The organism is Sulfurimonas sp. (genome assembly GCF_026988655.1).
In the GTDB taxonomy this organism is placed as follows: Bacteria; Campylobacterota; Campylobacteria; order Campylobacterales; family Sulfurimonadaceae; genus Sulfurimonas.
This window is the reverse complement of record NZ_JALSKT010000065.1, coordinates 36,246-61,324: the sequence shown is the minus strand read 5'-3', so window position 1 is coordinate 61,324 and position 25,079 is coordinate 36,246. Positions and strand designations below refer to the sequence as shown.

Below are 25,079 nucleotides of genomic sequence, written 5' to 3'. Positions count from 1 at the left end.
ACTGCCGCATCAAAAGTATTTTGCTCGATTGTCCATGTCTCAGTAAATGCAAGAGGAGTATCAAGAACCATACGACCAAGTTTTGCAGTTGTTTTTCCTGAAGTTGCAGCTACCCACGCTTCATTGAACCATGATGCAGTATTTACTTGTGCTCCACCTAAAGCAGAACCATATTGTCCACCAGTAGGTGTAGTAGCAGTATGCGCACCACCCCATACATTACTTACAAAGTTATTTTCTAAACCTAAAGTAGTAAGCACTGTATAGCCAGCACCAACACTGATAGATACTAAATCATTTTTTAGTACATCTGCTGTAACATTTAAGTTTACAGCAATATCAGCAGCACTTGAATCTTTTGAAAAAAGTTCACCGTCTTTACCCGCGATAGCATCATATCCCGACGCACCATCCATTGTTTCATAAACTAAATTAGCATCACCACTCATTTTTACATTATCAAGTGCAAAAGCGCTTGAACCTATTAGTAATGCTGCCACTAAACTCATTTTTGTTAATTTCATATATTCTCCTTAGTTTGTTTCAAATTTCGCCTATAGTATAACACAAGGTAATCTTAACAATCACTTAAATCTAAATAATTCATATATTTATCAACTATAATTCTATTATGAAACAAATTATAAAACTTTTTTTAACATAATTATTGTAAATATTCACTTAATTACTCCAAATAGCGAATCAATAGTATCTCAAATGAGTTTTATTTCTTATTTTCTATCTCTTGTGCTATTTGTATCATAGTCGAAAAATCATCTGCATTGAGTGCAGCACTCCCTACTAAAATACCATCAACATTTTCAATATTTAGGATATCTTTTGTATTGTTGACTTTTACGCTTCCACCATAAAGTAAAGGAGCAGGAGATTTTTTCTTCAGTTGTGTATGAATATTTTGAATATCTTCTAATGTAGGCATACGTCCCGTACCTATAGCCCATACAGGTTCATAAGCAATTATAAGGTTTTCATACTTTGTATCTATCCCTTCATACTGTGCAGAGATATACTGCATCATTGTCTCATTGCCTGCTTCTCTTATCTCAAGTGGCTCGCCAATACAATAAATAATTTTAAATCCTTTCTCTTTAAAGAAATTAAACTTATCTACTATAAACTCTTGTGTTTCACCTAAAATATGACGACGTTCACTATGACCTATTAAAATTGTCTTGAGATTAAATTCTTCTAAATGCTCTAATCCTATTTCACCTGTGAAAGCACCATTTACAGTCGGATAGGCATTTTGTGCCCCGACTACAGTTTTTGTAGTGTGAAAATCATCAAGTGAACTCATTGCAGGAAAAACGAAAACATCCTGAGAAGTTGTTTGTGCAAAACTATCTACTTCTTTTATATATATAATAGTCTTGCTTCTTGTCATATTAGTTTTTAAATTAGCTGCAATAATCATCTTTAGTTCTCTTCTTTTACTTTTTCAATCATTAAAGGTCTCACACCAGGAAGCACTTTACCTTCTAAAAGTTCAAGAGAGGCACCACCACCAGTTGAGATAAAACTCATCTCATCATCAACACCAATTCTTTGCACCAAATCTGCTGTATCACCACCACCAACAACAGTTGTTGCATAACTGTCTGCTACAAAGTGTGCTATTTTTGAACTCCCTCGTGCAAATTTTTCCATCTCATAAACACCCATCGGTCCATTCCATAGAACAGTTTGAACATCATTTAAGCCCTCACGATAGAGTCTAACAGTTGCTGGCCCAATGTCTAGTCCCATCCAACTATCAGGGATCTCTTGCGCTGTAACGATTTTACTTACTGCATCTTCAGAAAACTTTTCAGCAGCAACTACATCTACAGGAAGATAAAACTTTACTCCCAGTTTTTTTGCTTCATCCATAATACTTTGTGCTTCATCAAGTAAATCATCTTCAACCAAAGATGCTCCAATGTTGTAGCCCATTTGTTTTAAGAAAGTAAACGCCATTCCACCACCAATAAAAACTTTATCCACTTTTGGAAGCAAGTTCACTAAAGCTTCAAGTTTACCGGAGACTTTACTTCCACCAACAATTGCAGCAAAAGGACGTACAGGATTATTAATAAGTTTACCAAAAAAGTTTATCTCTCTCTCAAGCAAAAATCCAGCTGCTTTGTGTTCATTGTCAAAATAGTGTGTGATACCTTCGACTGAAGAATGCGCTCGATGACTTACTCCAAAAGCATCATTTATATAAAAATCAGCCATTGATGCAAGTTTTTTTGCAAGCTCAGGATCATTTGCTGTTTCACCTTTTTCAAAACGAAGATTTTCAAGTAAAAGAACTTGATGCTTCTCTAAATTATTAGATTTTTGCATCGCATCTTCACCCACTACATCATTAGCAAGTATAACATCACGCTTAAGAAGTTGTTGCAAGCGACGTGCTACTGGAGCAAGGGAATACTTTTGTAAAACTTCCCCTTTAGGACGACCTAAATGTGAAGCTAATATAACAGCACAATCCGCATCCAAACAATAGTTAATAGTCGCCACTGCAGAGCGGATACGACGGTCATCAGAAATATTTCCAAATTCATCCATCGGTACATTAAAATCACATCTAATAAAAACTTTTTGACCCGCTAAATCTAACTTTTTAATACTTAATAATTCCATCAATATCCTTATGCTTTTTTATTTTCGTTTACTTAACTATTTACTAATGTGTATTGCCATATCAATAAGTCTTGAAGAGTAACCCCACTCATTGTCATACCAAGCCATAACTTTAATCATATTACCACCTATAACCTGCGTTAAATCTTCAGCAACAATTGAACTATATTCACATCCTACAAAGTCTTGAGAAACTCTCATCTCTTTATCCATAAGGAGTAAGCCTTTTAGTCTATTGTTAGCAACTTCATTAAAAACCGCAGTCACTTCTTCTTTTGTCGTATTTTTAGAAACAACAACATTTAAATCAACCATAGAAACATCAGGAGTTGGTACACGTACTGACTGACCATGAAGTTTACCTTCAAGTTGAGGCATTACAAGACTGATTGCTTTTGCTGCTCCAGTTGTTGTAGGGATCATGTTGATAGCACCTGCACGAGCACGACGTTTATCTTTATTATGTTTAACATCTAAGATATTTTGATCATTTGTGTATGAATGGATAGTAGTCATAAGACCTTTTTCTATGCCAAATGCATCATCTAAAACACGTGCGACAGGACCTAAACAGTTTGTAGTACATGAAGCATTAGATACAATTTTTTGCCCATCATATTTTTCTTCATTTACACCCATTACAAATGTTGGTGTAGCTTTATCTTTTGCTGGAGCTGAAAATAAAACTTTTTCTACACCATTATCAATATGAACTTGAGCAGACTCTTGTGTTAAAAAGACACCTGTACATTCAAGAACCATATCTGCACCACAATCAGCAAATTTTAGATTTTTAGGATCTCTATCCGAAAAAACTTTGATTTTTTGTCCATCAATAGCAATGTTGTTTTCATCAACTTGCACTATTTCACTCTTAAATGTTCCATGTACAGAATCATTTTTTAAGAGATACATCATCATATCCATACTTGCAGTGTCATTTATTGCAACAAGTTCAACATCATCTCTTAGAGCAGCAATGCGAGCTACACAACGACCAATTCTACCAAAACCATTAATTGCTATTTTAAGTGCCATTATATATCCTATATAAAATTTAATTCGGTTATTTTACCCAAAATTAGTTATAATTCGTATTAAATGAGAAGAGTAGCACTTTATGGAGGTTCTTTTGACCCTCCTCATCGCGGTCATATAGAGATTGTAAAAGCTTTAAAAACTTTGCCTTTTATTGATAAAGTCATTGTTATGCCAACATTTTTAAATCCTTTTAAGACAAATTTTGTCGCACCTGCTGCACTGCGTTTGAAATGGCTAAAAGAAATTTTTGCAGATGATGACAAAGTTGAAGTAAGCTCTTTTGAAGTAGACCAAAAGGATAAAATTCCTACTATCGATACGGTTAGCGCATTGAAAAAAGAGTATGACAAAATCTATCTTGTTATAGGTGCTGACAACCTAGCATCACTACATCAGTGGTATAGATTTGATGCCTTACAAAAGGAAGTGACCTTTATCATTGCAACAAGAGATGATATAAAAGTGCCAAAAGAGTATCTTACGCTAAATATTTGCGTAGATATCTCTTCATCAGGTTTAAGACAAAAAGTTGACAGAACAAAACTACCAAAAAAAGTTGCTTCTCAAATAGCAAATTATTACAAGGAACATAATGAACAACAGAATACAAAGAATAACGGACACACTAGATAAAAATAAAGCTGAGGCTATTGAAGTTTTTGACTTAAATGGAAAAAACTACATCGTAGATTATGCCATTATTGCTTCTTCACTTGGGCAAAAGCATACAACTGCCTTACTTGACCACTTAAAAAATGAGTTAAAACCTGATGAACATTTTAATAATGTAGATGAAAGTGGAGACTGGGTTGTAGTGGATTTAGGCGATATACTCATCCACATTATGACACCTGAATACCGAACAAAGTATGATATGGAAACTTTTTTAAGCGAATTAGGGAGTCACTAACTCTTCGCTTTTATTTTCCAAGATATCTTTATAGTTATAAATATACTCCACATATTTAACAGGCTCTGCACCCCTTGCATAGCCATATTTTAAGTTTCTATAATACTTTTTTTGAGAAAGTAATGGTAGAACAATCTTTAAATCACTCCATACATTTTCATTTAACCCCAGCTTCTTAGCTAACTTCCGTGCATCTTTAATATGACCAAAACCTATGTTGTAAGCAGCAAGAGCAAATTTAAGTCTATTCTCACCTTTAATCTCTGGGGGTACAATTTTTAGCATTTGCTTGAGATGTCTTGTTCCCCCTTTTATACTCTCTTTTGGATTTAAACGATTTTTCACTCCAAGCATCTTTGCTGTTTTTTTTGTAAGCATCATTAAACCACGTACTCCGGTAAAACTTTTAGCTCGTGGATTCCAGTGTGATTCTTGGTATGATAAGGCTGCTAAGAGTGTCCAAGGAATTTCATATTTTTGTGCAGCTTGCTCAAAATACTTTTGATATTTATGCAACCTGCTTTTAATACGTTTATAAAACATTCTTGTATTGTAATAATCAGAAAAAAGTATATAACTATAATAATGATCTTTAAGTTGTGTCATCAAGCCTTTTTGATTGTAATCATTAAGCCATTTATACATATCAGACTCAAGCTTACTGGCATTTTTTGGTAGTATCCATGCCAACTGTTCACGCTTACTAATAGAAAACGCCATGGCTATATCTGGTATGTACCTTAGATTGAGAGAGTATATGTTTGAGTCTGCAACAGTACAGTCAATATCATGTGCTGCGACCTGCTCTAGCAAGTCTTCGGTCGAATATTCTTTACTTGTTGTTACATTTATGTCGTATCCATCTTTTTGTAAAGCGTGAAGAGTCTCAATATAACTCGTATCTGCTCCAACAACTATATTTAACCCGCTTAAAGCTTCAACATCTCTTGGAAACTTAGATGATAAGAGCATGTCCCTGCTACAAATAACTTGTTCTTGCACTTCAAAATATGATGGTCCAAAATTGTATTTTTTTTCTCTTTGTGGCGTTTTAGTCAAAGATGCTGAAGTTATATGAATATCACTGCGTTTACTCAACTCTAAAGCTTCTGCTACAGTGTGCGCTGTAATAACATTGAGCCTAACGTCTAAATACTTTGCATAAGATTTTAACAAGTCATACTCAAATCCTTGAGGTCCATCAACTCCTATCATATAAGTAGAAGGAGCATTCAAAAAAACCACTTTTAACTGCTTTTCTTTCATTATCTGTTCAAATGCAGAAATCTTTTTTGTGGGGGTAAGAGGAGGAAGTGCTGGCTCGGGTATGGAAACTGTACGGCTTATCCAGCCTATAGTAAAAGAAGCAAAAGCTAATCCTGCTATCAGTAAAAGATAAAGAGTTTTATTCATCACAAAAGTGTACAGACTTAAACTTATGCAAATATAAAGCGATTGACTCCATCTTCATATTCATAAGCAAGGACTTGCCCGTGTGCTTTTAAAATAGAGTCTACAAGATACAGCCCTAATCCAAAACTATTTTTAGAAGGATTGTCTTTAGTAAATGGTTCTATGTAGTAATGTAAGGGGTGCGCAAGTTTTTCACCTTTATTCTCAAAACACAATTCTCCTCTATCATTGACAAATATTCGAATAAACTTATCTGGAGAGTACTTCATAGCGTTATCTATCATATTTTTTATCGCTGTTGTATAAAGACGATAGTTCACATGTAACTTTTGCTCACCACTAAGTTCTACGCTCACCTGTTCTCTCTCAACCATCGCCATATCAATAGCCCCATCAATAATATCTACAAGTCTATAATCACTAAAATCTCGCTTATCATCCAGACTTGTCACCTCTTCAATCATTGCAAATTCAGTCACTAAAGATTCCAGTCTATGAAAAATAGAACTAAATCGCTTACACTGTTTTGGAGAATCAAGCATCTGTGTCGCAATAGTACCCTTAGCAATTGGAGTTTTCAGTTCGTGCATAAGATTTCTTAAAAAGAGGGTTCTTGACTCTAGGACAGTATTTATTCTCTGTCTTGCTCTCTCCATCTCATTTGAAACAGCAGCAATTTCATCTTCACTGTTTGTTTTAAAAGATATATCCATATTTCCTTGACTATATAAGGCTATCTTTTTACGTAAGCGAATAAGAGGACTAAGTTTACGTAAAACTAATATAAAGGAGAAGCAGATTATGGCAAAAGTTGTTGCATAAGCATACAAAATACTAAGATAACTGTAGGGTTTTAATTCATTATCATGAATCAGAATGTTACCACTTGGTGTTTCAATCTCAAAATAAATACCTTCTTTATACTCAAGCATTGTTGCACGAAGATTACTAATAATATTTTTCGTATACATCCCTTTATTATTAATCATCAGGGCTGTATTAAAACTTTTAAAACCTTCTCGTTTTAATATTTTTCCTAAATGGAGAATTTCTTTGGAGCTGTTTTCATCATTATTTAAAACTTCAAGATTATAGACCGCCAGATTGGCTTCCAGCATAATTTTTGAACTCATACGCTGTTGATGTTCTCTATAAATTTGTGTAATAACGGAGTATTTTGTAAAAATATGGTTAATATACTGCTGCTTATTGAGCTTATAAAACTCCCAAAAAATCACACTTACACTCACAAGTGAAACCGTAAGCGCAAAGAGAATTGTAATTAAAACAGCATGTTTTTTCATTATTTTAAAAGTTTATATCCTACACCACGTACTGACTCAATAAGGGACTTATCACCAAGTTTATTTCTAATACGTCCTACCATTACATCAATACTTTTGTTAGAAGAGTCTTCATTGATCGCATTTACATTATGTATCAAATCTTCACGTGACACAACAAGTCCTTGTTTACTTATCATATAAGAAAGTATTCCAAACTCTGCGTTTGTAAGATCAATATTGCGTCCCTTATAGCTGATAACCATCGTCTCTTTATCGCACCTAAAATCACTTTTATTTTCAGCTTTTTCTTCACTTTTAGCCTCATAACGACGTAAAACGGAGTGAATACGTGCCTCAAGTTCACGTGGATCGTAAGGCTTAGGAAGATAATCATCTGCACCAAGTTCAAGGGCTTTTATCTTATCTGTAACATCACTTCTCGCACTTGAGATAATAATAGGAATATCCTGGCGTTCACGTATGGCTTCGCACACCTCAAGACCATCCATACCCGGAAGTGTCAAATCTAAAATCACCAGATCAAATGGCTCTAATTTCAATATACTTACTGCTTTAAAAGGGTCATCTTCTGTGATAACCTCAAACTCAAACTGTTGGAGATACTCAGTGAGTATCTCTGCTAATTCCAAGTCATCTTCAATCATTAATATTTTTTGCATAATTTATTTTAACAAAGAGAACCTAATAATGAGTTAATAACTAAAGGCTAATGCAAGATGATAGCCCAAAAATGCCAAACCATATGCAGCTAGTGATGTAAAAGCTAAAAGATAAAAGAAATATTTTATTCCTCCTGCTTCACGTGTAAAAACTATAGAGGCAGCAAAACAAGGTAAATAGACAATAATGATAATAATAAATGCAACTGCTGAAGCAAAAGAGATATTTTTACTTATGGCATCTCTGAGTGAAGTATTTGATTCATCTACACTTTCCCCTAGTGAATAGAGTACACCTAAAGTAGAAACTATGACCTCTTTAGCTGCAATACCTGCTTCAAGTGCCACTGCCATTTTCCAATCAAGCCCAAGCGGCTCAAATACAGGTTCTGAAAATTGTCCAATTCTCCCTAAGTAACTATCTTCAAGATTCATCCCTGCAAGTTTATTTTGTAAAACAATTTTTTCCTTATCTGTTTGTGCTTTTTCTATCTTTTGTGCATACTCTTTTTCAAGCTCTACGTTGTGAGGATAATTACTTAAAAACCAGATAAGAATCGTTGCTCCAGCGATAAATGTACCCGCTTTTTTCAAATACATTAATGTTTTAGAAAGTACCGTATGCCATACAAGCTTCACAGAAGGAAGACGATACTTCGGCATCTCCATAACAAAAGGTTCATCCGCCCCTTTAAACGCAGTCATCTTCAAAATTTTTGCTGCAATTAGTCCCAAAACTGCGCCTGAGATATAGATAATAAAAAGTACATTTCCAGCGATTGACTCACTAAAAAATGCGCCTGCAAACAAAACATAGACTGGAAGTCTTGCCCCACAAGACATAAAACTGATAATAAAGAGAGTTAAAAGTCTATCTCTGTCATTTTTTAATATTCTCGCACTCATATACGCAGGAATAGAACATCCAAAACCAGTTACAAGGGGGATAAAGCTCTGTCCATGCAAGCCAAATTTATGAAAAAATCCATCAAGTAAAAAAGCAACTCGTGACATATAACCAGTACTCTCTAAAAGTGCAATCCCTATAAAAAGGATAATGATATTTGGAACAAAAAGGATAACAGCACCAACCCCAGAGATAAGTCCATCTACAACTAAGGAACGGACTTCATCATTAGTTATAGTGGCACCAACAGCATCACCCATCCATCCAAAAAATGCATCGATCCAGTCCATAGGAACGGCACCAAGAACAAAAGTAAGCTGAAATAATCCCCACATTAAAAACAAGAAAATAGGAATACCAAAAATGGGATGAATTAAGATATTATCTATCTTTTCAGTCATCGTTTTAATCTCTTTTAGCTCTGTTTTTTTCTTCACAACTTCTGTTACTATACCTCTATTAAAAGAAGCATACTCTTCTGCAAATGCTTCTTTGATATCATCCGTATCATGATGAATTTCAATATGTTTGGAGGCTTCTATTAAAATTGGCTGTAACTCTATCCATATTGGATCATCATGGAGTTTTGCATATGTTTTTTTATTTTCTTTGAGTAGATTAATCGCTATGTTTCTATAACTATTAACTGCTTTATATTTGTGTTTTTCAAGATAAGAAACAATATTTGTTATCTCTTCCTCAACCGCTTCACTAAAAACAAGTTTAGGATCTCTTTTAGGTCTTTCGTATACTTCAAGTACAGTATCTATCAACTCTTCTATTCCCGTTTTTTCAGCTGCAGAAACTTTCACACAAGGAACATTTAAAAGCTCAGAAATATACTCTGCATCTAGTTCTATTCCCTCTTTTTGTGCTTCATCACTCATATTTAAAGCAATAACAATTTTTTTACTCATTGTTAAAAGTTCAGCTGTCAGTTGCAGATTTTTCTCTAAGTTTGTAGAGTCTACGACATTAATAATAATGTCATAATCTTCAGCACAAAGATAGTTATGTGTTACCCTCTCTTCTATAGTATACTCAGTAAAAGCATACGTTCCAGGTAAATCGACAACCGTAAAATGGTAATCTTTATAGTCAAACAAAACTTCTGTTTTATCAACCGTAACACCAGAAAAATTTCCAACATGCAAGTGTGCATTTGAAACTGAATTTATCAGCATACTTTTTCCAACATTGGGTTGCCCCACTAAAGCAACTTTGATATGATTTTCTGTAATTGGACAAACTTTTTTTTCTGTTATCATACTTCTTCAACCTCAATCATTTGTGCCTCTTCTGCTCGTAGAGCAATACGCATCTTTCCTACTTTAATCTCAATGGTTTTTTTTCTAGGTGCCTGTTCTAAAACTTTTATTTTTGCATTTTTCATAATGCCAAATGATATAAAGCGTTGTTTTAAATCATACTCTGCATTAAGTTTTACAACCTTGACTTCTTCACCTTTGTTACAATCTAATAATTTTTTCATTTTTTACTCTTTATTTTAAAAATTGTATGAAGCTAAGATTCTAAAGTTATTGTCATTATAAAATGTACTTTTTGAATCTTCTTTATTATCATGAATTACATACACTACAGCCAATGTTAATTCATTTTGAGTAGTATATTCTAGACCAATATTTTGAGCTACAATGTGTTCTTTTACTTTTAAGCTATTTGCTTTCCCATCAAAATTCCCATAAGCATAAAGAAAATTCACATCGTATAAAGTGTATCTTAAACTAATTACTATAGCTTGAGCATCTCTATCTTCTGTTATTTCATCTAGTATCATGGTATCCATACTTGTGTAGAGGGTACCACCACCATAGCCACTAAAACTATGTTTTCCTTTTTGCTTGATTGATTTGTTATAAGCTAGGCCTACACTAAAATCACCATAAACAACCTGTGCCATACTACCATAAATATTTGCTTTTACATTACTACCATCAAGCTCATTTTGCTTGAGATACTGCAAGTTAACATGCACAAACAATTCATCTGATACGTCAAAATGTCCACTTATGTCTGCATAAAAGCTATTATTTCCATTTTGATCTGCACCTTTTATGATATCTGAAGCAGAAGCATTTGAAATATTATAATACCAAGCACTTACATCTACAGCTGCGTTTGAATAACTAAGACCTCCAAAATTTACACCATCTTTACCAGTGTTTACCCAGCCATTTTCTAAACCTGCATCATAGCCTTGCCAAGCATTTACATGTGCCGCTATAAATGAAAATTTATCCCTTTCATATACTACACTATAGGCATCAAAGGTATTAGGAGTCATACGTATATCATCACTATCAACTAATGGAGTATCAATTATTTGACGACCAACGCGGAGGTTTAATCCTTTATTTTTGTAATTAACATAAGCTTCACTCAGTTGATGATTAGCACCTTGAGAGCTAGAAAGATCTGGATTATGCTTATCTCCCTCTCCTGTTAAATAATGTACATCATTTGAAAAAACTGAGTATATACCTCTTATATTACCTGTGACTTTCCCTTTTTTAAACATCTTTTTGTTCTGGCTGTGTCACCTTCCCAATACTATCTCTCACAGAGTGTTCTAGTTCTCTATTGCTCTCATCAACTGCATAAGTAATAGAACTACAAAACAGTAGCAATACAAGAACGAACTTCATACTTTTATTCTTATCTTCTCTTTAAAATTAATTATGTGAATGATAATCTATATCAACTTATACTCTCCTTAATAATATCAATAATGAATATTAATAAGAAGCTGATTTTATTTAATCTGATTTTGCTATAATTTTATATATTTTACATAAGGGCACCTCTAAAAACCCTAGTATATCTGAGATATGCTAGGGTTTTTAGAGGTGCCCATAAGGTCATATTGATGAAATTTTTATGGACACCCTCTTCTCACTTTAATCTCGCAAATCTTTTTACATTTGTGAACATTACTGCCGGACTCATGGCTACCTACTTTATTACACAAAATAATTTTATTTTAGCAATAATTTTGGCATGGATTGGTGGTGCTTTTGATATTTTTGATGGAAAAATTGCTAGAAAATATAAACTATCAAATGAGTTTGGAATTCAACTTGACAGTTTTGCGGACTTTTTAAGCTTTGTTCTTGTGCCTGTATTTTTAATATTTCAAGCTTCTTATGCACCAGAGCTTCATGGCTTTACTCTTTTTGTAGCGGCAGTTGTATCTATCTATTATGTCATTTCAGGTCTTCGTCGTTTGATACATTTTAATCTTCACGCAGATGCTGGAGAAGTTGAAAACTACTTTACTGGAGTTCCTACACCACTTGGCGCTATTTTGCTTTGGCTTGTTTACCTTTTAAATGCTTATGAAATCCTGCCTGCTTTTGGTGTTATAGTTTGTATGCTTGCAATAGGATGGAGTTTAAATTCTACTCTTAAAGTAAGACACCCATAAATTTTAAAGACAAGGTTTTCATACACCTTGTTTATTTATGATTTACAGCATACCTACCACTCCCCAAAAGTACAACTAAAAGACTCATCACTAAAAATACTAAAGGTGTCTCCCACGCTAATCCACCATATTTTGACAATGTCAAAGAAAATCCATACGCTAAATATATTGCCATTAGCATATTGATTGCAATGATCCCTGAAGCAAATCTAGCATAGAGACCTAAGATAACAAAGATAGGAGCAATCAACTCTCCAACATAAACACCATACGCAAAAAAAGAGGGCAAGCCTACGCCTATAGTTAAGCTCTCAACACCACTTATACCATGGATCAATTTATGCACTCCATGAAAAAGTATCAAACTTCCAAGTGTCAAACGCAGTAATAGTTTAGCAATATCTGGGTATAAAAACATATATTTCCTTTATGGCAGTTTATTTATTCATTCTAAATTTACACGAACCGACACGTAACTCTTTACCATTTTTAATGGCTTCTTTTATATAGAGCAGTGTTCCCTTTGTATCCGCATCCCCAACCTCTTGTGCAATAATTTTATGCAACTCATCCTCAGTGGTTAGCGTCCAAGTTTTTTCATAATTATATCGTGTTTGTATCTTCATTCATTACCTTTTATTATATCTTTGTTACACCTCTGTTATCATATCCAAAAAAGAATTATGTTATAATTTTATCATTCAAATAAGGAAATAAAATGAAAAATATTTTAAAACAGTTCCTAGATACGACTGACAATTTTTTGTGTGACAGAATAAAAAACGTTTTTGACACAACACAAATACAATATAAAAACCAACATCAAGAAGTGAATCTAGAAAAAGAACTACAAAATTTTCAAGAAAATCCTCTTGGCTGTGTTATAGGTTTACACTCAAAATTTGAAACTGCCATTAAATTAAAAATCAAGTTTATCATTGGTTTGTTTTTCGTTTTTATTCCTATAATTGCCTTTAGTCTTCTTTGTTATCTTACAAATATCAATGTTGTATTTGCCTTCCTTGCAACGCTGCCAGTAGCCTTTCTTGTTTCAAGCAGAATGGAAGCCTTATCTAAACGTTATGTACAACTTCACTCTCTCCACCCTACACACTAATCATCGCTAGAAGTCAAAGAAAGTTCTTTTTTTGGCTTTAAGCCCAACTCTTTCATCTTTTGTGCTCTTTTAATTACATTTCCTCTGCCTGAGCTTAACCTATTCATAGCTGTGTCGTATGAGTCTTGTGCCTTAGCTAAACTACTACCGATATTTTTCATTTCATCCACAAACAAAACTAATTTATCATACATAGCTTCTGCTTCTAATGCTATTTTTTTTGCATGTTCTTCTTGTCTTTGCGTTCTCCATATATGCTCAATAGTTCTGAGTGTAACAAGTAGTGTTGAAGGTGAAACAACTAAAATATTACTTTCATATGCACGCTTGAAAAATTCGCCATCTTCTTCAAGTGCTAATAAAAAAGCGCCTTCTATAGGCATAAAAAGAAGAACAAAATCTAAACTGTTCACACCTATGAGTCTTTCATATTTTTTCGAACTTAACTCTTTAACATGAGTAGAAATACTTCTTATATGCTCTTTAAGTGCTTGCTTTTTTTCCTCTGCATCTACTGCGTTTACAAACTTTTCATATGCACGTAAAGAGACTTTTGAATCAACTATGATATCTCTTTGTTGTGGCATATGAATGATCACATCAGGTCTATAGGTTTTACCTTCATTTGATTGTCGTGAAGCTTGTAACTCGTACTCGACACCTAAACGCAGTCCTGATTGTTCAAGTATATTTGCAAGAATCAGCTCTCCCCAATTTCCCTGAGTTTTGTTTTCATTTTTAAGTGCATTGGTAAGGTTTAGTGCTTCTTGTGCTAAGGTTTCATTCATTTTTTTCAGATGTGATAGTTCGTCTTTTAGTAGATGTCTCTCTTTGAGTTCAAACTCAAACTGTTCGCGTGCTTCTTTTGAAAAAGTAGTGATTTGTTCACGAAAAGGTTGCAGTAGTAATTCTAATTGTTCTTTATTTGATGAACTAAATTGTTTAGATTTGTCTTCAAATATCTTATTGGCTAAATTTTTAAATTCTATAGAGAGTTCATTTTTAGCATTTTGCAAAACACTCAGTTTTTCATTTGAAGCTATGAGTTCATCTTCGTAGCGAGTATTCAGCACTGCGTGTTTGAGTTCTAAGTCACTCATCTCATCTTTTAACTCTTCATATCTTTGATCTAACTCCTTAAACGCAGTAGATAAGATTTTAGCTTTATTTTTTTCTTGTATATATAAATATAGCACAAATAAAAAAGCCAACATAGAAAGTAAAAAGAAAATGAGATATTGGTTTTCTAGTAAAACTCTAAGGAGGGTCTCTACCAAGGGATTATGCCTTTTGTTAATTTCTCTAATTATACTATGATTCTTATCAGTTCGAAATTATATGACATTATGTCAAACTATATTATCCATTTTGTAGCATTATAAACTTAACTAATCAAAAGCATTTGCAAGTTTAATATAAACTTAGGAAAATTTAGATATAATTCCACAAATATTTAAGGGGAAGATGCCCTATGAGTGTAGAAAACTTGCGTCATCTCCTTAACAAAAGGATACAGATGCAAGAAAATGCACAAGAAAAACAAACAACAACCGAAGAACCTACAATCACTTTTGATTCGTTAAACTTAAAACCTGAGATACTTAAAAGTATAAAATTTGCTGGTTTTACAATTCCATCACCTATTCAAGCACAAGCTATACCTATAATACTTGAAGGCCGTGATATGGTTGGTCAAGCACATACAGGAACAGGTAAAACTGCTGCTTTTTCATTACCAACACTTTCAAAAATGAAACTCGATGGTAGCGTAGAAATGTTAGTCATCACACCAACAAGAGAACTAGCAACACAAGTAAGTGATGAAATCTTTAAATACGGTAGAAACTTAGGTGTTAAAACAGTTACTGTATATGGTGGTAGTTCATACAAACGTCAACTTGATCTTATAGGACGTGGCGCTAGTGTTGTCGTTGCTACACCTGGTAGAATGCTTGACTTATTAAAAAGAAATATGCTGAACAACTTCGCACCAGATGTTGTTGTACTCGATGAAGCTGATGAGATGCTTGACATGGGATTTTTGGATGATATTAATGAGATATTTTCTTATCTTCCAACAAGTCGTCAAACATTGCTTTTTTCAGCAACTATGCCACAGCCAATTAAAAATCTTGCAAACAGAATTTTAAAAGATCCTGCTTTTGTTTCAATAACAAAAGGTGAAACTACAAACACAGACATAGAACAAGAGTACTATGTGATAGATGAGCATGAAAGAGATGATGCAATCATTCGTCTTATGGACTCAGAAAGCAGTACAAAGTCAGTTGTATTTTGTAGAACAAAATCAGAAGTTGATAGACTCAGTAATGTACTCTCAAACGCAGGGTATTTAGCAAATGGTCTTCATGGTGATATGGAACAACGTCAACGGGAAGCAGTTATCAAGGGTTTTAAAAATGACTCAGTAAAAGTGCTCGTTGCAACAGATGTTGCTGCTCGTGGTATACATGTTAGTAACATCTCGCATGTATTTAACTACCATATCCCATTTGATCCTGAGTCTTATGTTCACCGTATTGGTAGAACTGGTCGTGCAGGTACAAAAGGAAAAGCGATTACGCTTTTAACTCCATTAGAGTTTAAAGAGTTGCAACGCATCAAACAAAAAGTTGGTACTTCGATGAACCATGCTTTTGTACCGAGTAAAAATGATTTACGTTCTTCTACTATTGATAAAATGGTGGCAAGTATCGAAGATCAAAAAATTTATGATGAAGCACATAAAATTCTTGATCGTCTCAAAGAAGATATAGATGAAGAAAAAATTATGTTCAAACTCATCTCAATGATTTTAGATAGACAAGACATTAAAGGTCCTAGCAATATTGGTATTCCTGCTGATAAATTAACTGCTATCTTAGAGCGTGCCGGTAAACGTAATGACAGCCGAGGAAGAAATGGCAGAAGCCGTGGTGGATACCGTGGAAACAGCCGTAACCGTTCAGGTGGTGACAGAAATCGTTCAGGCGGAGATAGAAACCGTGATGGTGGTGGATACCGTGGAAACAAAAGTTCTTCAAATAGAAACAGAAACAGAGACTAAATAGAAAATATTTTCCCTACGGGGAAATATTTCAACCCCTTTTACCCTTCAAGCTTTTTATCTTCAATTTTTCTTTTTACTTTTTTTCATATGAATACGTTATACTTAGTGTATGATTATGTTTCAACAAAAGGATGAGATAATGAGATATATTTATGAAAATAAAAATTTTTATATACAAACACAAAAGAGTGAAATACCTTGGATCAAAATTTTTACAAAAGAACCCTACAAAGAGCTTAGTGATATGCCAAAAGCACTGCGTTTAAAAATGTGGGAGATTTATGATACCGTTGAAGTAGTCATGAGAGATTATTATAAACCAGATAAAATCAACATGGCATCTTTTGCCAATATGCTACCTCGCGTACATATTCATGTAATGGCAAGATATGTCAACGATAGTTATTTTCCAAATCCAATGTGGGGAGAAAAACTCCGTAATTCGGAGCTAAAATTACCTAATGAAAAAGAATTTTTAAAAAACCTACAAGAAGCATTAGATAACTTAGAAGTATAACCTTACAATAAGGTCTTATTTTGAGGGACTAAATGGAACAAGAGCACTTCCCCATGTGAGCCCGCCACCAAAAGCATCAAGAAGCATTACTTCACCAGCTTCAAGTTTTCCTGATTCATAAAGGTCGTTAATAGCCATAGGAATAGATGCGCCAGAAGTATTACCATACTTATCTACAGTGATAATAACTTGTTCATCTCTCATTTTCAATGCATCACCGACAGCTTTTATAATTCTATAGTTAGCTTGATGTGGAATAAAATGTTTAATATCTTCGCTTTTAATATCATTATCTGCTAGAATTTCTTTTACATCTTTTGTTAATGTTCGTACTGCTACTTTAAAAGTCTCATTCCCCTTCATTTGCATGAAAGATGTACCAGCTTCAACTTCTAAAGAGTCATGTGCAGAGCCTGTCCCACCATTTGGTGTCATTAACAAGTCAGCATATTCACCATCAGCACCAGTATGAACATCGATTATTGCTTCATCTTTGTTGTATGTAGCACTAATCACTGCTGCTCCTGCTCCATCTCCAAATAAGATACAAGTACCTCTATCTGTGTAGTCAGTAATTGCAGAAAGTTTTTCCGCACCAATAATTAAAATATTTTTTTTCATACCAGATTCAATAAATGCTTTTGCAATAGATAATATATAAATAAAACCTGTACATGCAGCAGAGATATCAAACGCAGTTACATTTTTTATCCCCAGTTTTGTTGATATTATTGCAGCTGTTGAGGGCATACAAAAATAATCAGGAGAGATAGTTGCAGTAATAACCATATCTATATCTGATACACATACTCCACTTCTCTCAAGTGCTTTTTGTGCAGCTTTTGCACCTAAATCACTGGTAAATTCATCTTTGGCTGCAATATGTCGCTCTTTAATACCTGTTCTTTTTGTAATCCATTCATCAGATGTATCAACTATCTGTGAGAGATCTTCATTTGTAAGTATTTTTTGAGGTACATAAGCACCTATAGAACGAAATGCTGCATAAGCCATATTAGATTTCCTTTTCTTTTAACTCTTTGAGTCTCGTAATGATATGTTCATTTACGCCAGTGTCCACATAGCTTATCGCTTGGTAAATAGCATTTTCAATAGCTCTGGCATTACTTTTTCCATGACTAACAATTGCACAGCCTTTGATGCCTATAAGAGGAGCACCGCCAACTTCTGCATAATCAATCTCTTTTTTTAGTAGCTTGAATACTCTACGCATTAACAAGGCACCAGTTATTCGGATAGGTGATTTTTTGATATAGTCTTTAATAAGCTGAGAGATAGTAGATGCAACACCTTCACTTGTTTTTAAAACTAAGTTGCCAACAAAACCATCACATGTTATAACATCGCAACTACCATTGAAAATATCGCCACCTTCAACATTTCCTCTAAAGCCTTTGTAGCCTTCAAGAATTTTAAATGTTGCTTTAGTTAGCTCATTTCCTTTAGAATCCTCTTCTCCATTTGCAAGAAGTCCGATAGAAGGTTCTTCAATGCCAAGCACATCCTCTGCATAGCACCCACCCATAATAGCAAATTGAGCTAAGTGTTCAGGTTTTGAATCCACATTGGCACCAACATCAAGTAGTACCGAACGACGACCAACCTTAGTGGGCATAAGCGTTACAAGTGCAGGACGAGCCACACCTTTGAGTCTACCTATTCTGAGTGTAGCAAGTGTCATCGTTGCGCCACTATGGCCAGCTGAGACAACACCATCAGCCTCACCATTTCTAACAAGTTCTACAGCTTTATAGATACTGCTTTCTTGTCTTTTAACTGCATCAGTGGCATGATCATGCATTGAGATAACGTCATCACTTTCAATGATTAAAATCTTATCTCTATAACTCTTTGGTAACAGAGGTAAAATTTCTGATTTTTTACCTACAAGTATAGGTGTGAATTTTTTTTTCTTTAATGCTTGAATACATCCCTTTACAATTGGCTCAGGACCAAAGTCCCCGCCCATTGCATCAATGGCAATCTTTACCATTGATTATTTATACTCACCAGTTGTAGGGTTAATATGGTGTGGTAATCTGTATGTTCCGTCTTTATCTTTAACTGGACGAGCTAAAGAAATTTTATAATGAGTTCTTCTTTTCGCTGAACGTGAATGTGAGACTCTTCTCTTAGGTACTGCCATAGTAATACTTCCTTAATTTAATTTTGTTTACAATTATCACAAGAGTGATAATCACTTTTGATAAGTTCTAGCTCAGAGTTTAATAACTCTTCGATATCTACATTACCATCAAATGACTCAACAACATCGAATGCAATGCTGTTATCATCTTGGTATAAACCATCACTGATAAGAAATTCAATATTTTCATCAAGATTTAGTTTAAATTCTTCTGCACAAATATCACAGCTTGTGGATAAAGAACCATTAATATTTGCTTTAAGCAAAATCAACTTTCCACCATGATATTCCAAATAACCTTTAAAAACTATTTCCTTAGACTTTACTTCAAAGTCTAAAGGTGTTTTTGTTACTTTTCTAAGCACCACCCTCATAGGAGATTACTTATACGATTTCTCTTTCAGCAAAAAAGAATGCAATCTCATTTGCTGCATTTTCTACAGAATCACTTCCATGAACTGCGTTTGCATCTATATTTTCAGCGAAGTCTGCACGGATAGTACCAGCTTCAGCTTCTTTAGGGTTAGTAGCACCCATTAAATCACGGTTCTTTTGCATTGCATTTTCACCTTCTAAAACTGTCACAACAACTGGACCACTGATCATGAAATCAACTAAGTCATTGAAAAATGGTCTCTCTGCATGAATAGCATAAAATGCCTCAGCATCTGCACGAGAAAGTTGTAGCTTTTTTGTTGCTGCAATTCTAAGACCATTGCTTTCAAAACGATCTAAAATTTTGCCTATAACACCTTTTGCTACTGCATCTGGCTTTATTATTGATAGTGTACGTTCCATCAAATCTCCTCTGAAAATATAAAATTAGAGTGGAATTATACCGAAAAAAAGATTGTTTTTAGTTTAAAAAATAAATTTGTTGATTTTGTCTTGCAAGAAAGGGGCTTTTTTAGAGTATCATAAAGATACTCTAAAAACTATTCTACTACTGGTTCGTGAGCTAAACGTTGCTCTTCAGTAATATCTTCACGATGTTCTGGGCTTTCTTTTACTTCATCCCATACAATACATCCCTCAGTTGGACATGCAGTAGCACAAGCTGGTTCGTCATGATGACCAACACACTCTACACATTTATCTGCGTAAACATAATAAATCTCTTCACCTGTTGGATTATCATCTTCGTCAACAATTGCCTCTACTGGACACTCATCTATACAAGCTCCACAGTTAATACATGTATCATTAATATATACTGACATTTTCTTCTCCTAATTTTTAATAAAAGTAACTATACACTTTAGACTTTTAAACAAAGCTAAAAGTGCAAAAATACACAAAAAAGTGTACCATATCGTTACATTTTCAACTTTTACTTAATGTCTAAATAACTCTTTATTTCCTCGACCTTATCTGTTCTTTCCCAGTTAAAGCCCTCTTCTTCACGCCCAAAATGACCGTAAGCAGCTGTTTTTCTATATATTGGTCTTAATAAATCTAAAGACTTAATAATACCTGCTGGAGAAAGGTCAAAGATCTCTTTTACGCAGGCTTCTATTTTTTCTTCACTTACAACAGCGGTTGCATGTGTATCAACCATAATAGAAACAGGCTGAACAACGCCAATAGCATACGCCACTTGAATAGTCGCTCTACCACATGCACCACTTGCTACAAGGTTTTTTGCGACCCAACGAGCAGCATAAGCAGCTGAACGATCAACCTTGGTTGGATCTTTCCCTGAAAATGCTCCACCACCGTGAGGACAACTTCCACCATAGGTATCAACGATTATTTTACGACCTGTAAGACCAGCATCACCTTGTGGTCCACCAATGACAAATTTACCAGTTGGATTGATGTGAAAGATAGTCTTATCATTCATCATATCAGCTGGAATAACATGTTTGATAACCTCTTCAATCATATCCTTATGGATTTGTTCTTGAGAAATTCCATCATGGTGTTGTGTGGAGATAACTACCGTATCAATAGAAACTGGTTTATCCCCTACATATTTTACACTTATTTGCGCTTTACCATCTGGACGAAGATAAGGAACAATGCCCTCTTTACGTACAAATGCTAATCTTTGCGTTAGACGATGTGCCAAATGAATAGGTAAAGGCATCAAAACATCTGTTTCACGACAAGCGTATCCAAACATCAAGCCTTGATCACCTGCACCGATCTCACCATTAGCTTGGTCAACACCTTGGTTGATGTCAGCTGATTGTTCACCTATTCCATTGAGAACTGCTGCAGCTCTATAGTCAAAGCCATACTGTGCATCTGTGTATCCAATCTCTTGAATTACTTTTCTTGCAATCTCTTGCATAGGGGCATAAGCCGTAGTTTTCAGTTCGCCTGCAATTACACAAAAACCATTAGATACTAAAGTTTCACACGCTACTCTAGCATTTTTATCATTTTCAATAATATAATCCAGAATTGCGTCACTGATCTGATCTGCCATCTTATCAGGGTGCCCTTCTGTTACAGACTCTGAAGTAAATATATACTCTTTCGTCATCGATTTTCCTTATTGAAGTACAGAGTCAAGCTCCATAAATCAAGCGAATTATAGCTTAGTATATTAAATATCTGTTGAAGCTTCTATACTACGCGTTTTTTGTTATCGTCTCGATTATATTCACATTGAAAAGTCGTGTGTTCTATCGAAAAAGTATCATGGAGTTTATGTTCAAAAGTCTCTATCACTGCGTTTGACTCACTCAGTGTTAGGTTTTGTTTAAAATCAAGGTGTGCTTCAAGATGGATACGATGGTCATCGAGCTTCCATATATGCATGTGATGCACATTTTTTATCTTTACATCCTCTTCTATAAACGCAGCAACAGTATCAATGTCAATGCCTTTAGGTGTAAACTGCATTAAAATTGCACTTGACTCCATCACAAGTCCAAATGATGCCCAGATAAGATAGAGTGCGATAAGCGCAGATATAAATGGATCTATCCAAAAAAGTCCAAAATAATACATCAAAAGTCCACCACCAACTACAGCTACAGAGGTCATAACATCTGTCAAAAGATGAAGATAGGCTGCTTTTATATTCATATTTGAATGCGCATCATTTTTTATAAGTAATACACTTGCTGCGTTTAGCACAATACTTAACATTCCAAGTCCAATCACCCACACAGAATTAATCGCTTCAGGATGATAAAATTTATGAGAGGCTTCTATGATTAAAAAAATAGCAATTCCGATAAGCACAGAAGCATTAAAAAGCGCTGCAATAACTTCTGCTCTTTTATACCCAAATGTTCGCTCTTTTGTACTCTCTTTTGCTGCAAGTCTATTTGCGACATAGGCAATAAGCAGTGCCAAAACATCACTAAAATTATGCATCGCATCACTGAGTAGTGCAAGTGAACCTGAAAAAATTCCCCCAATTATCTGAGAGAGTGTAATAATTATATTTAGAATTATCGTTAGAAAAAGGTTTTTTCCACTTACATCGTGATGATGGTGATGTTCAGACACTAGGACCCCTTATTTTATATTTTTAGAAATTTCATAGAGATAATCATGCATATCAAAATACCCTATCATAGCTTCAAACATCAATAAAAAAACTCAGGATATCCCACATAAACTAAAAATCATCCATTTCAAACTCTTGATCAGCTTTTTCATCTTCAATTCGCTGTAACTCTTCATCGCTCATCATCATGATTTTAAGTTTCTTGGTCAGATTTGTTCTATCTGGTAGTTTTGTCATATACGCATATGCACCATACACCATAACAATCACCGTCACAATCAAAATGACCTTTTGCACAGGGTTAAAAGTTTGGATAGGCTCTTTTATCTTCATCTCGCACACACCACCCGGGCAGTGTGTCGCTTTTTCTTTTTTTACAAGATTAAAAATTTTACAACCTAAACAGATAGAAAATGCAGCCTCAAAAAAAAGCAGTGCCATACAGATAAGACAAACAAGTACTTTTATAGGATTTGGCTGAAAATCAATCACAAGATAATAAAACATAGGCCATGCAATAATCATCCCTAATGCCCAAGCAAATCTTTTTTGTGCAGCGCCCACATATTCAGGTGTTTGATCTCTTACAAAAAAACGCCCAAGCATTAAACTAGGGGCATACCGTGGTTGTAGCACTCTCATAGTAAAATCAATGGCAAAAAATGTCACAAAATATTCTGAGAAGACTGCTGTTCCTAGCATAACGCCATTTGTAAGACCTAAAAAAGCTCCAACAAAAAGTATAGCAGCAGCAGCTCTTGCCTCTCTTTCGTTTAAAACCCTAACATCATAACCCGGAACTTTTTCACCATACTGAAAAAAATCTCTCATATCTAGCCTTTTTATTTATTTTTTAGCACTTTAACAAAATCTTACTTAGCTTTCATTTTGTTGATGATTAAACTCAGGAACTATATCTTGTAATTTAGCTATTTTATCTTCTATTTGTACAAGTTCTTTTATATCTGCATTGAGTTTTTCTATATCATAAGCTGTAGGTTTTGCAACCGTGATGGACTCATACGCTGTCCTAGCATCTGCATCATCTATAAGTAGTTCTTCATAGAGTTTTTCACCCGGACGAAGCCCTGTGAACTTTATCTCAATGCCCTCTTGTCCACTGAGTTCTATCATTTTACGTGCCAAATCTACAATCTTTACAGGCTCTCCCATATCAAGAATAAATATCTCTCCTCCACTCCCAATAGCACCAGCTTGCAAAACAAGTTCACAGGCTTCAGGAATCAGCATAAAGTATCTTGTGATATCTGGATGAGTTACAGTTATGGGGCCACCTGCTTCAATTTGTGCTTTAAACTTCGGTATCACACTGCCACTTGAACCTAAAACATTTCCAAAACGCACAGCGACAATGTCAGTACCCTTACCATTTGAATTTTGCGCATAAAGTTCACAAATCCTTTTTGTAGTTCCCATCACATTTGTCGGGCGTACAGCTTTATCCGTAGAAATCATTACAAATTTTTCTACACCATATTTGATAGCCATATCGATAACATTTTTTGTCCCCACAACATTATTTACAATTGCCTCTTGTATATTTGCTTCAACAAGGGGGACATGCTTATACGCTGCTGCATGGATGACTATATCTGGTTTATGCTTTGCAAATGTTGTATCTATAAAGCTCAAGTCTTTAATACTCTCAAGCACTGTAACCGTAGGCACCTCTTGTATCTCTTGATCAATCGCATAAAGATTGTATTCGCTATGATCAAGCAAGATGAGTTTTTTCACACCATATTTTTCACACTGACGGCAAATTTCACTTCCTATACTTCCACCTGCACCTGTCACTAAAACTGTTTTGTTTGTAAGAAAAGTTTTAATTGTCTTTTTATCAAGGTCTTTTGGATGCCGAGCTAAAAGGTCTTCTACTGAGATATTGAGTAAAATATCTTTGTCGTAACTACTAATGGGATTAAAAACTTTGATATCATGAATCCCTAAAGCTTTTACATCTTCGTAGATATCTTTGACTTTAAATTCATCAGAGACTACAACACTTTCCAAGCCTTTATGATACTTTTGAATATCACTGTATGTTTTTATGCTCACACCATTTATCTTTAGTCCTGCAGCAGCATCATTCCAAATAGCAACAGGCCAATTTTCATGAGAATATTTCATCAACTTTCTTGTAATCTCTTCAGCATATTGAGGAGAAGCGATGATAAGAGTAGGTCTTCCAAGTGATTGTTGTTTATAGACTTCTAGAAAAAAGCGTTTGCTACTACGAGAAAATAAAATCATCAAAAAAGAGAGTAAAAACTCTATAGGGATAATTGATCTTGGAAATCCTAAAAACAGGTTTGTACGAAAGATATAGACAAAGGCAGTAAAAAGAAGCGTTGAAAAAAGTAAGATGTAAGTAATTTGTACCTGAT

29 protein-coding genes and 1 pseudogene are annotated in these 25,079 nt (G+C 34.5%); 6 read left to right on the top strand and 24 right to left on the bottom strand.

From position 1 onward, the window contains the following. The 4 genes and pseudogenes from MV052_RS07135 to gap all read right to left on the bottom strand — a co-directional run. A pseudogene (locus MV052_RS07135) lies at positions 1 to 524 on the bottom strand (hypothetical protein); the annotation flags it as partial. Between the two features lie 200 nt (positions 525 to 724). Continuing rightward, a complete protein-coding gene (locus MV052_RS07130; protein WP_297442403.1) occupies positions 725 to 1,435 on the bottom strand; it encodes a triose-phosphate isomerase in 711 nt (236 codons plus the stop codon). 2 nt (positions 1,436 to 1,437) lie between these two features. Next, on the bottom strand, positions 1,438 to 2,649 hold the full coding sequence (locus tag MV052_RS07125) for a phosphoglycerate kinase (protein ID WP_297442400.1): 1,212 nt from the start codon (positions 2,647 to 2,649) through the stop codon (positions 1,438 to 1,440). Between the two features lie 36 nt (positions 2,650 to 2,685). Next, the gene (gap, locus tag MV052_RS07120; protein WP_297442397.1) at positions 2,686 to 3,687 is read right to left on the bottom strand and encodes a type I glyceraldehyde-3-phosphate dehydrogenase; all 1,002 of its coding nucleotides are present in this window, start codon (positions 3,685 to 3,687) and stop codon (positions 2,686 to 2,688) included. 63 nt (positions 3,688 to 3,750) lie between these two features. Here gap and nadD point away from each other — a divergent pair, with 63 nt between their 5' ends. Next, positions 3,751 to 4,323 carry a nicotinate (nicotinamide) nucleotide adenylyltransferase gene (nadD, locus tag MV052_RS07115; protein WP_297442394.1) on the top strand — a complete coding sequence of 191 codons (573 nt, stop codon included), beginning with the start codon at positions 3,751 to 3,753 and terminating at the stop codon, positions 4,321 to 4,323. Further along, a complete protein-coding gene (gene rsfS / locus MV052_RS07110; RefSeq protein WP_297442391.1) occupies positions 4,283 to 4,600 on the top strand; it encodes a ribosome silencing factor in 318 nt (105 codons plus the stop codon). Before nadD ends, rsfS begins: the two co-directional genes overlap by 41 nt. On the opposite strand, the gene mltF is transcribed toward rsfS, so the two are convergent. From mltF to MV052_RS07075, 7 genes are read right to left on the bottom strand one after another with little or no spacing between them, the layout of a single operon-like run. Continuing rightward, complete coding sequence (gene mltF, locus MV052_RS07105; RefSeq protein WP_297442388.1) at positions 4,586 to 6,013, bottom strand: membrane-bound lytic murein transglycosylase MltF; 1,428 nt, start codon at positions 6,011 to 6,013, stop codon at positions 4,586 to 4,588. The genes rsfS and mltF overlap by 15 nt on opposite strands. A 23-nt stretch (positions 6,014 to 6,036) precedes the next feature. Further along, positions 6,037 to 7,317 carry an ArsS family sensor histidine kinase gene (locus tag MV052_RS07100; protein WP_297442385.1) on the bottom strand — a complete coding sequence of 427 codons (1,281 nt, stop codon included), beginning with the start codon at positions 7,315 to 7,317 and terminating at the stop codon, positions 6,037 to 6,039. Further along, positions 7,317 to 7,979 carry a response regulator transcription factor gene (locus tag MV052_RS07095; RefSeq protein WP_297442382.1) on the bottom strand — a complete coding sequence of 221 codons (663 nt, stop codon included), beginning with the start codon at positions 7,977 to 7,979 and terminating at the stop codon, positions 7,317 to 7,319. The genes MV052_RS07100 and MV052_RS07095 overlap by 1 nt, the downstream gene beginning before the upstream one ends. A 33-nt stretch (positions 7,980 to 8,012) precedes the next feature. Then, positions 8,013 to 10,154, bottom strand: a complete 2,142-nt coding sequence (feoB, locus tag MV052_RS07090) for a ferrous iron transport protein B (RefSeq protein ID WP_297442379.1) — start codon at positions 10,152 to 10,154, stop codon at positions 8,013 to 8,015. Beyond that, entirely contained in the window at positions 10,151 to 10,378 is a 228-nt protein-coding gene (locus MV052_RS07085) for a FeoA family protein (RefSeq protein WP_297442376.1), read from the bottom strand. The genes feoB and MV052_RS07085 overlap by 4 nt, the downstream gene beginning before the upstream one ends. Before the next feature lie 15 nt (positions 10,379 to 10,393). Then, positions 10,394 to 11,425: an OprD family outer membrane porin gene (locus MV052_RS07080; RefSeq protein WP_297442373.1), complete on the bottom strand. Its 1,032-nt coding sequence runs from the start codon at positions 11,423 to 11,425 to the stop codon at positions 10,394 to 10,396. Beyond that, a complete protein-coding gene (locus MV052_RS07075; RefSeq protein ID WP_297442371.1) occupies positions 11,418 to 11,552 on the bottom strand; it encodes a hypothetical protein in 135 nt (44 codons plus the stop codon). The genes MV052_RS07080 and MV052_RS07075 overlap by 8 nt, the downstream gene beginning before the upstream one ends. A gap of 221 nt (positions 11,553 to 11,773) precedes the next feature. Here MV052_RS07075 and MV052_RS07070 point away from each other — a divergent pair, with 221 nt between their 5' ends. After that, positions 11,774 to 12,331: a CDP-alcohol phosphatidyltransferase family protein gene (locus MV052_RS07070; RefSeq protein ID WP_297442369.1), complete on the top strand. Its 558-nt coding sequence runs from the start codon at positions 11,774 to 11,776 to the stop codon at positions 12,329 to 12,331. Positions 12,332 to 12,362: 31 nt separating this feature from the next. Here MV052_RS07070 and MV052_RS07065 read toward each other — a convergent pair whose 3' ends face one another. Both MV052_RS07065 and MV052_RS07060 read right to left on the bottom strand, forming a co-directional pair. Continuing rightward, positions 12,363 to 12,749 carry a DoxX family protein gene (locus tag MV052_RS07065; protein WP_297442367.1) on the bottom strand — a complete coding sequence of 129 codons (387 nt, stop codon included), beginning with the start codon at positions 12,747 to 12,749 and terminating at the stop codon, positions 12,363 to 12,365. A 19-nt stretch (positions 12,750 to 12,768) separates the two neighbouring features. After that, positions 12,769 to 12,957 (bottom strand): hypothetical protein, encoded by a 189-nt coding sequence (locus tag MV052_RS07060; RefSeq protein WP_297442366.1) that lies wholly within the window; start codon positions 12,955 to 12,957, stop codon positions 12,769 to 12,771. Between the two features lie 92 nt (positions 12,958 to 13,049). On the opposite strand from MV052_RS07060, the gene MV052_RS07055 reads away from it, so the two are divergent. Next, positions 13,050 to 13,448, top strand: coding sequence for a hypothetical protein (locus tag MV052_RS07055; RefSeq protein WP_297442364.1), 399 nt, complete (start codon positions 13,050 to 13,052; stop codon positions 13,446 to 13,448). On the opposite strand, the gene rmuC is transcribed toward MV052_RS07055, so the two are convergent. After that, positions 13,445 to 14,725, bottom strand: a complete 1,281-nt coding sequence (gene rmuC / locus MV052_RS07050; protein ID WP_297442362.1) for a DNA recombination protein RmuC — start codon at positions 14,723 to 14,725, stop codon at positions 13,445 to 13,447. The genes MV052_RS07055 and rmuC overlap by 4 nt on opposite strands. A gap of 239 nt (positions 14,726 to 14,964) precedes the next feature. On the opposite strand from rmuC, the gene MV052_RS07045 reads away from it, so the two are divergent. Next, on the top strand, positions 14,965 to 16,515 hold the full coding sequence (locus tag MV052_RS07045; protein WP_297442408.1) for a DEAD/DEAH box helicase: 1,551 nt from the start codon (positions 14,965 to 14,967) through the stop codon (positions 16,513 to 16,515). Between the two features lie 142 nt (positions 16,516 to 16,657). Next, a complete protein-coding gene (locus tag MV052_RS07040; RefSeq protein ID WP_297442360.1) occupies positions 16,658 to 17,035 on the top strand; it encodes an HIT family protein in 378 nt (125 codons plus the stop codon). Positions 17,036 to 17,050: 15 nt separating this feature from the next. Here the strand turns inward: MV052_RS07040 and MV052_RS07035 are convergent, their stop codons facing one another. The 10 genes from MV052_RS07035 to MV052_RS06990 form a co-directional block, all read right to left on the bottom strand. Beyond that, the gene (locus MV052_RS07035) at positions 17,051 to 18,049 is read right to left on the bottom strand and encodes a beta-ketoacyl-ACP synthase III (RefSeq protein ID WP_297442358.1); all 999 of its coding nucleotides are present in this window, start codon (positions 18,047 to 18,049) and stop codon (positions 17,051 to 17,053) included. 1 nt (position 18,050) lies between these two features. Continuing rightward, the gene (gene plsX, locus MV052_RS07030; protein WP_297442355.1) at positions 18,051 to 19,049 is read right to left on the bottom strand and encodes a phosphate acyltransferase PlsX; all 999 of its coding nucleotides are present in this window, start codon (positions 19,047 to 19,049) and stop codon (positions 18,051 to 18,053) included. A gap of 3 nt (positions 19,050 to 19,052) precedes the next feature. Beyond that, positions 19,053 to 19,202 (bottom strand): 50S ribosomal protein L32, encoded by a 150-nt coding sequence (rpmF, locus tag MV052_RS07025; RefSeq protein ID WP_013326319.1) that lies wholly within the window; start codon positions 19,200 to 19,202, stop codon positions 19,053 to 19,055. Positions 19,203 to 19,219: 17 nt separating this feature from the next. Continuing rightward, positions 19,220 to 19,576: a hypothetical protein gene (locus tag MV052_RS07020; RefSeq protein ID WP_297442353.1), complete on the bottom strand. Its 357-nt coding sequence runs from the start codon at positions 19,574 to 19,576 to the stop codon at positions 19,220 to 19,222. A gap of 10 nt (positions 19,577 to 19,586) precedes the next feature. Further along, complete coding sequence (ndk, locus tag MV052_RS07015) at positions 19,587 to 20,000, bottom strand: nucleoside-diphosphate kinase (protein ID WP_297442351.1); 414 nt, start codon at positions 19,998 to 20,000, stop codon at positions 19,587 to 19,589. Positions 20,001 to 20,137: 137 nt separating this feature from the next. Beyond that, positions 20,138 to 20,422 carry a 4Fe-4S dicluster domain-containing protein gene (locus tag MV052_RS07010; RefSeq protein ID WP_297442349.1) on the bottom strand — a complete coding sequence of 95 codons (285 nt, stop codon included), beginning with the start codon at positions 20,420 to 20,422 and terminating at the stop codon, positions 20,138 to 20,140. Positions 20,423 to 20,532: 110 nt separating this feature from the next. Beyond that, a complete protein-coding gene (gene metK / locus MV052_RS07005) occupies positions 20,533 to 21,693 on the bottom strand; it encodes a methionine adenosyltransferase (protein ID WP_297442347.1) in 1,161 nt (386 codons plus the stop codon). Between the two features lie 83 nt (positions 21,694 to 21,776). Beyond that, the gene (locus MV052_RS07000; RefSeq protein WP_297442345.1) at positions 21,777 to 22,670 is read right to left on the bottom strand and encodes a cation diffusion facilitator family transporter; all 894 of its coding nucleotides are present in this window, start codon (positions 22,668 to 22,670) and stop codon (positions 21,777 to 21,779) included. Positions 22,671 to 22,782: 112 nt separating this feature from the next. Beyond that, positions 22,783 to 23,502: a DUF4395 domain-containing protein gene (locus MV052_RS06995; protein WP_297442343.1), complete on the bottom strand. Its 720-nt coding sequence runs from the start codon at positions 23,500 to 23,502 to the stop codon at positions 22,783 to 22,785. A 45-nt stretch (positions 23,503 to 23,547) separates the two neighbouring features. Further along, positions 23,548 to 24,945, bottom strand: coding sequence for a nucleoside-diphosphate sugar epimerase/dehydratase (locus MV052_RS06990; RefSeq protein WP_297442406.1), 1,398 nt, complete (start codon positions 24,943 to 24,945; stop codon positions 23,548 to 23,550). Positions 24,946 to 25,079 lie beyond the last annotated feature (134 nt).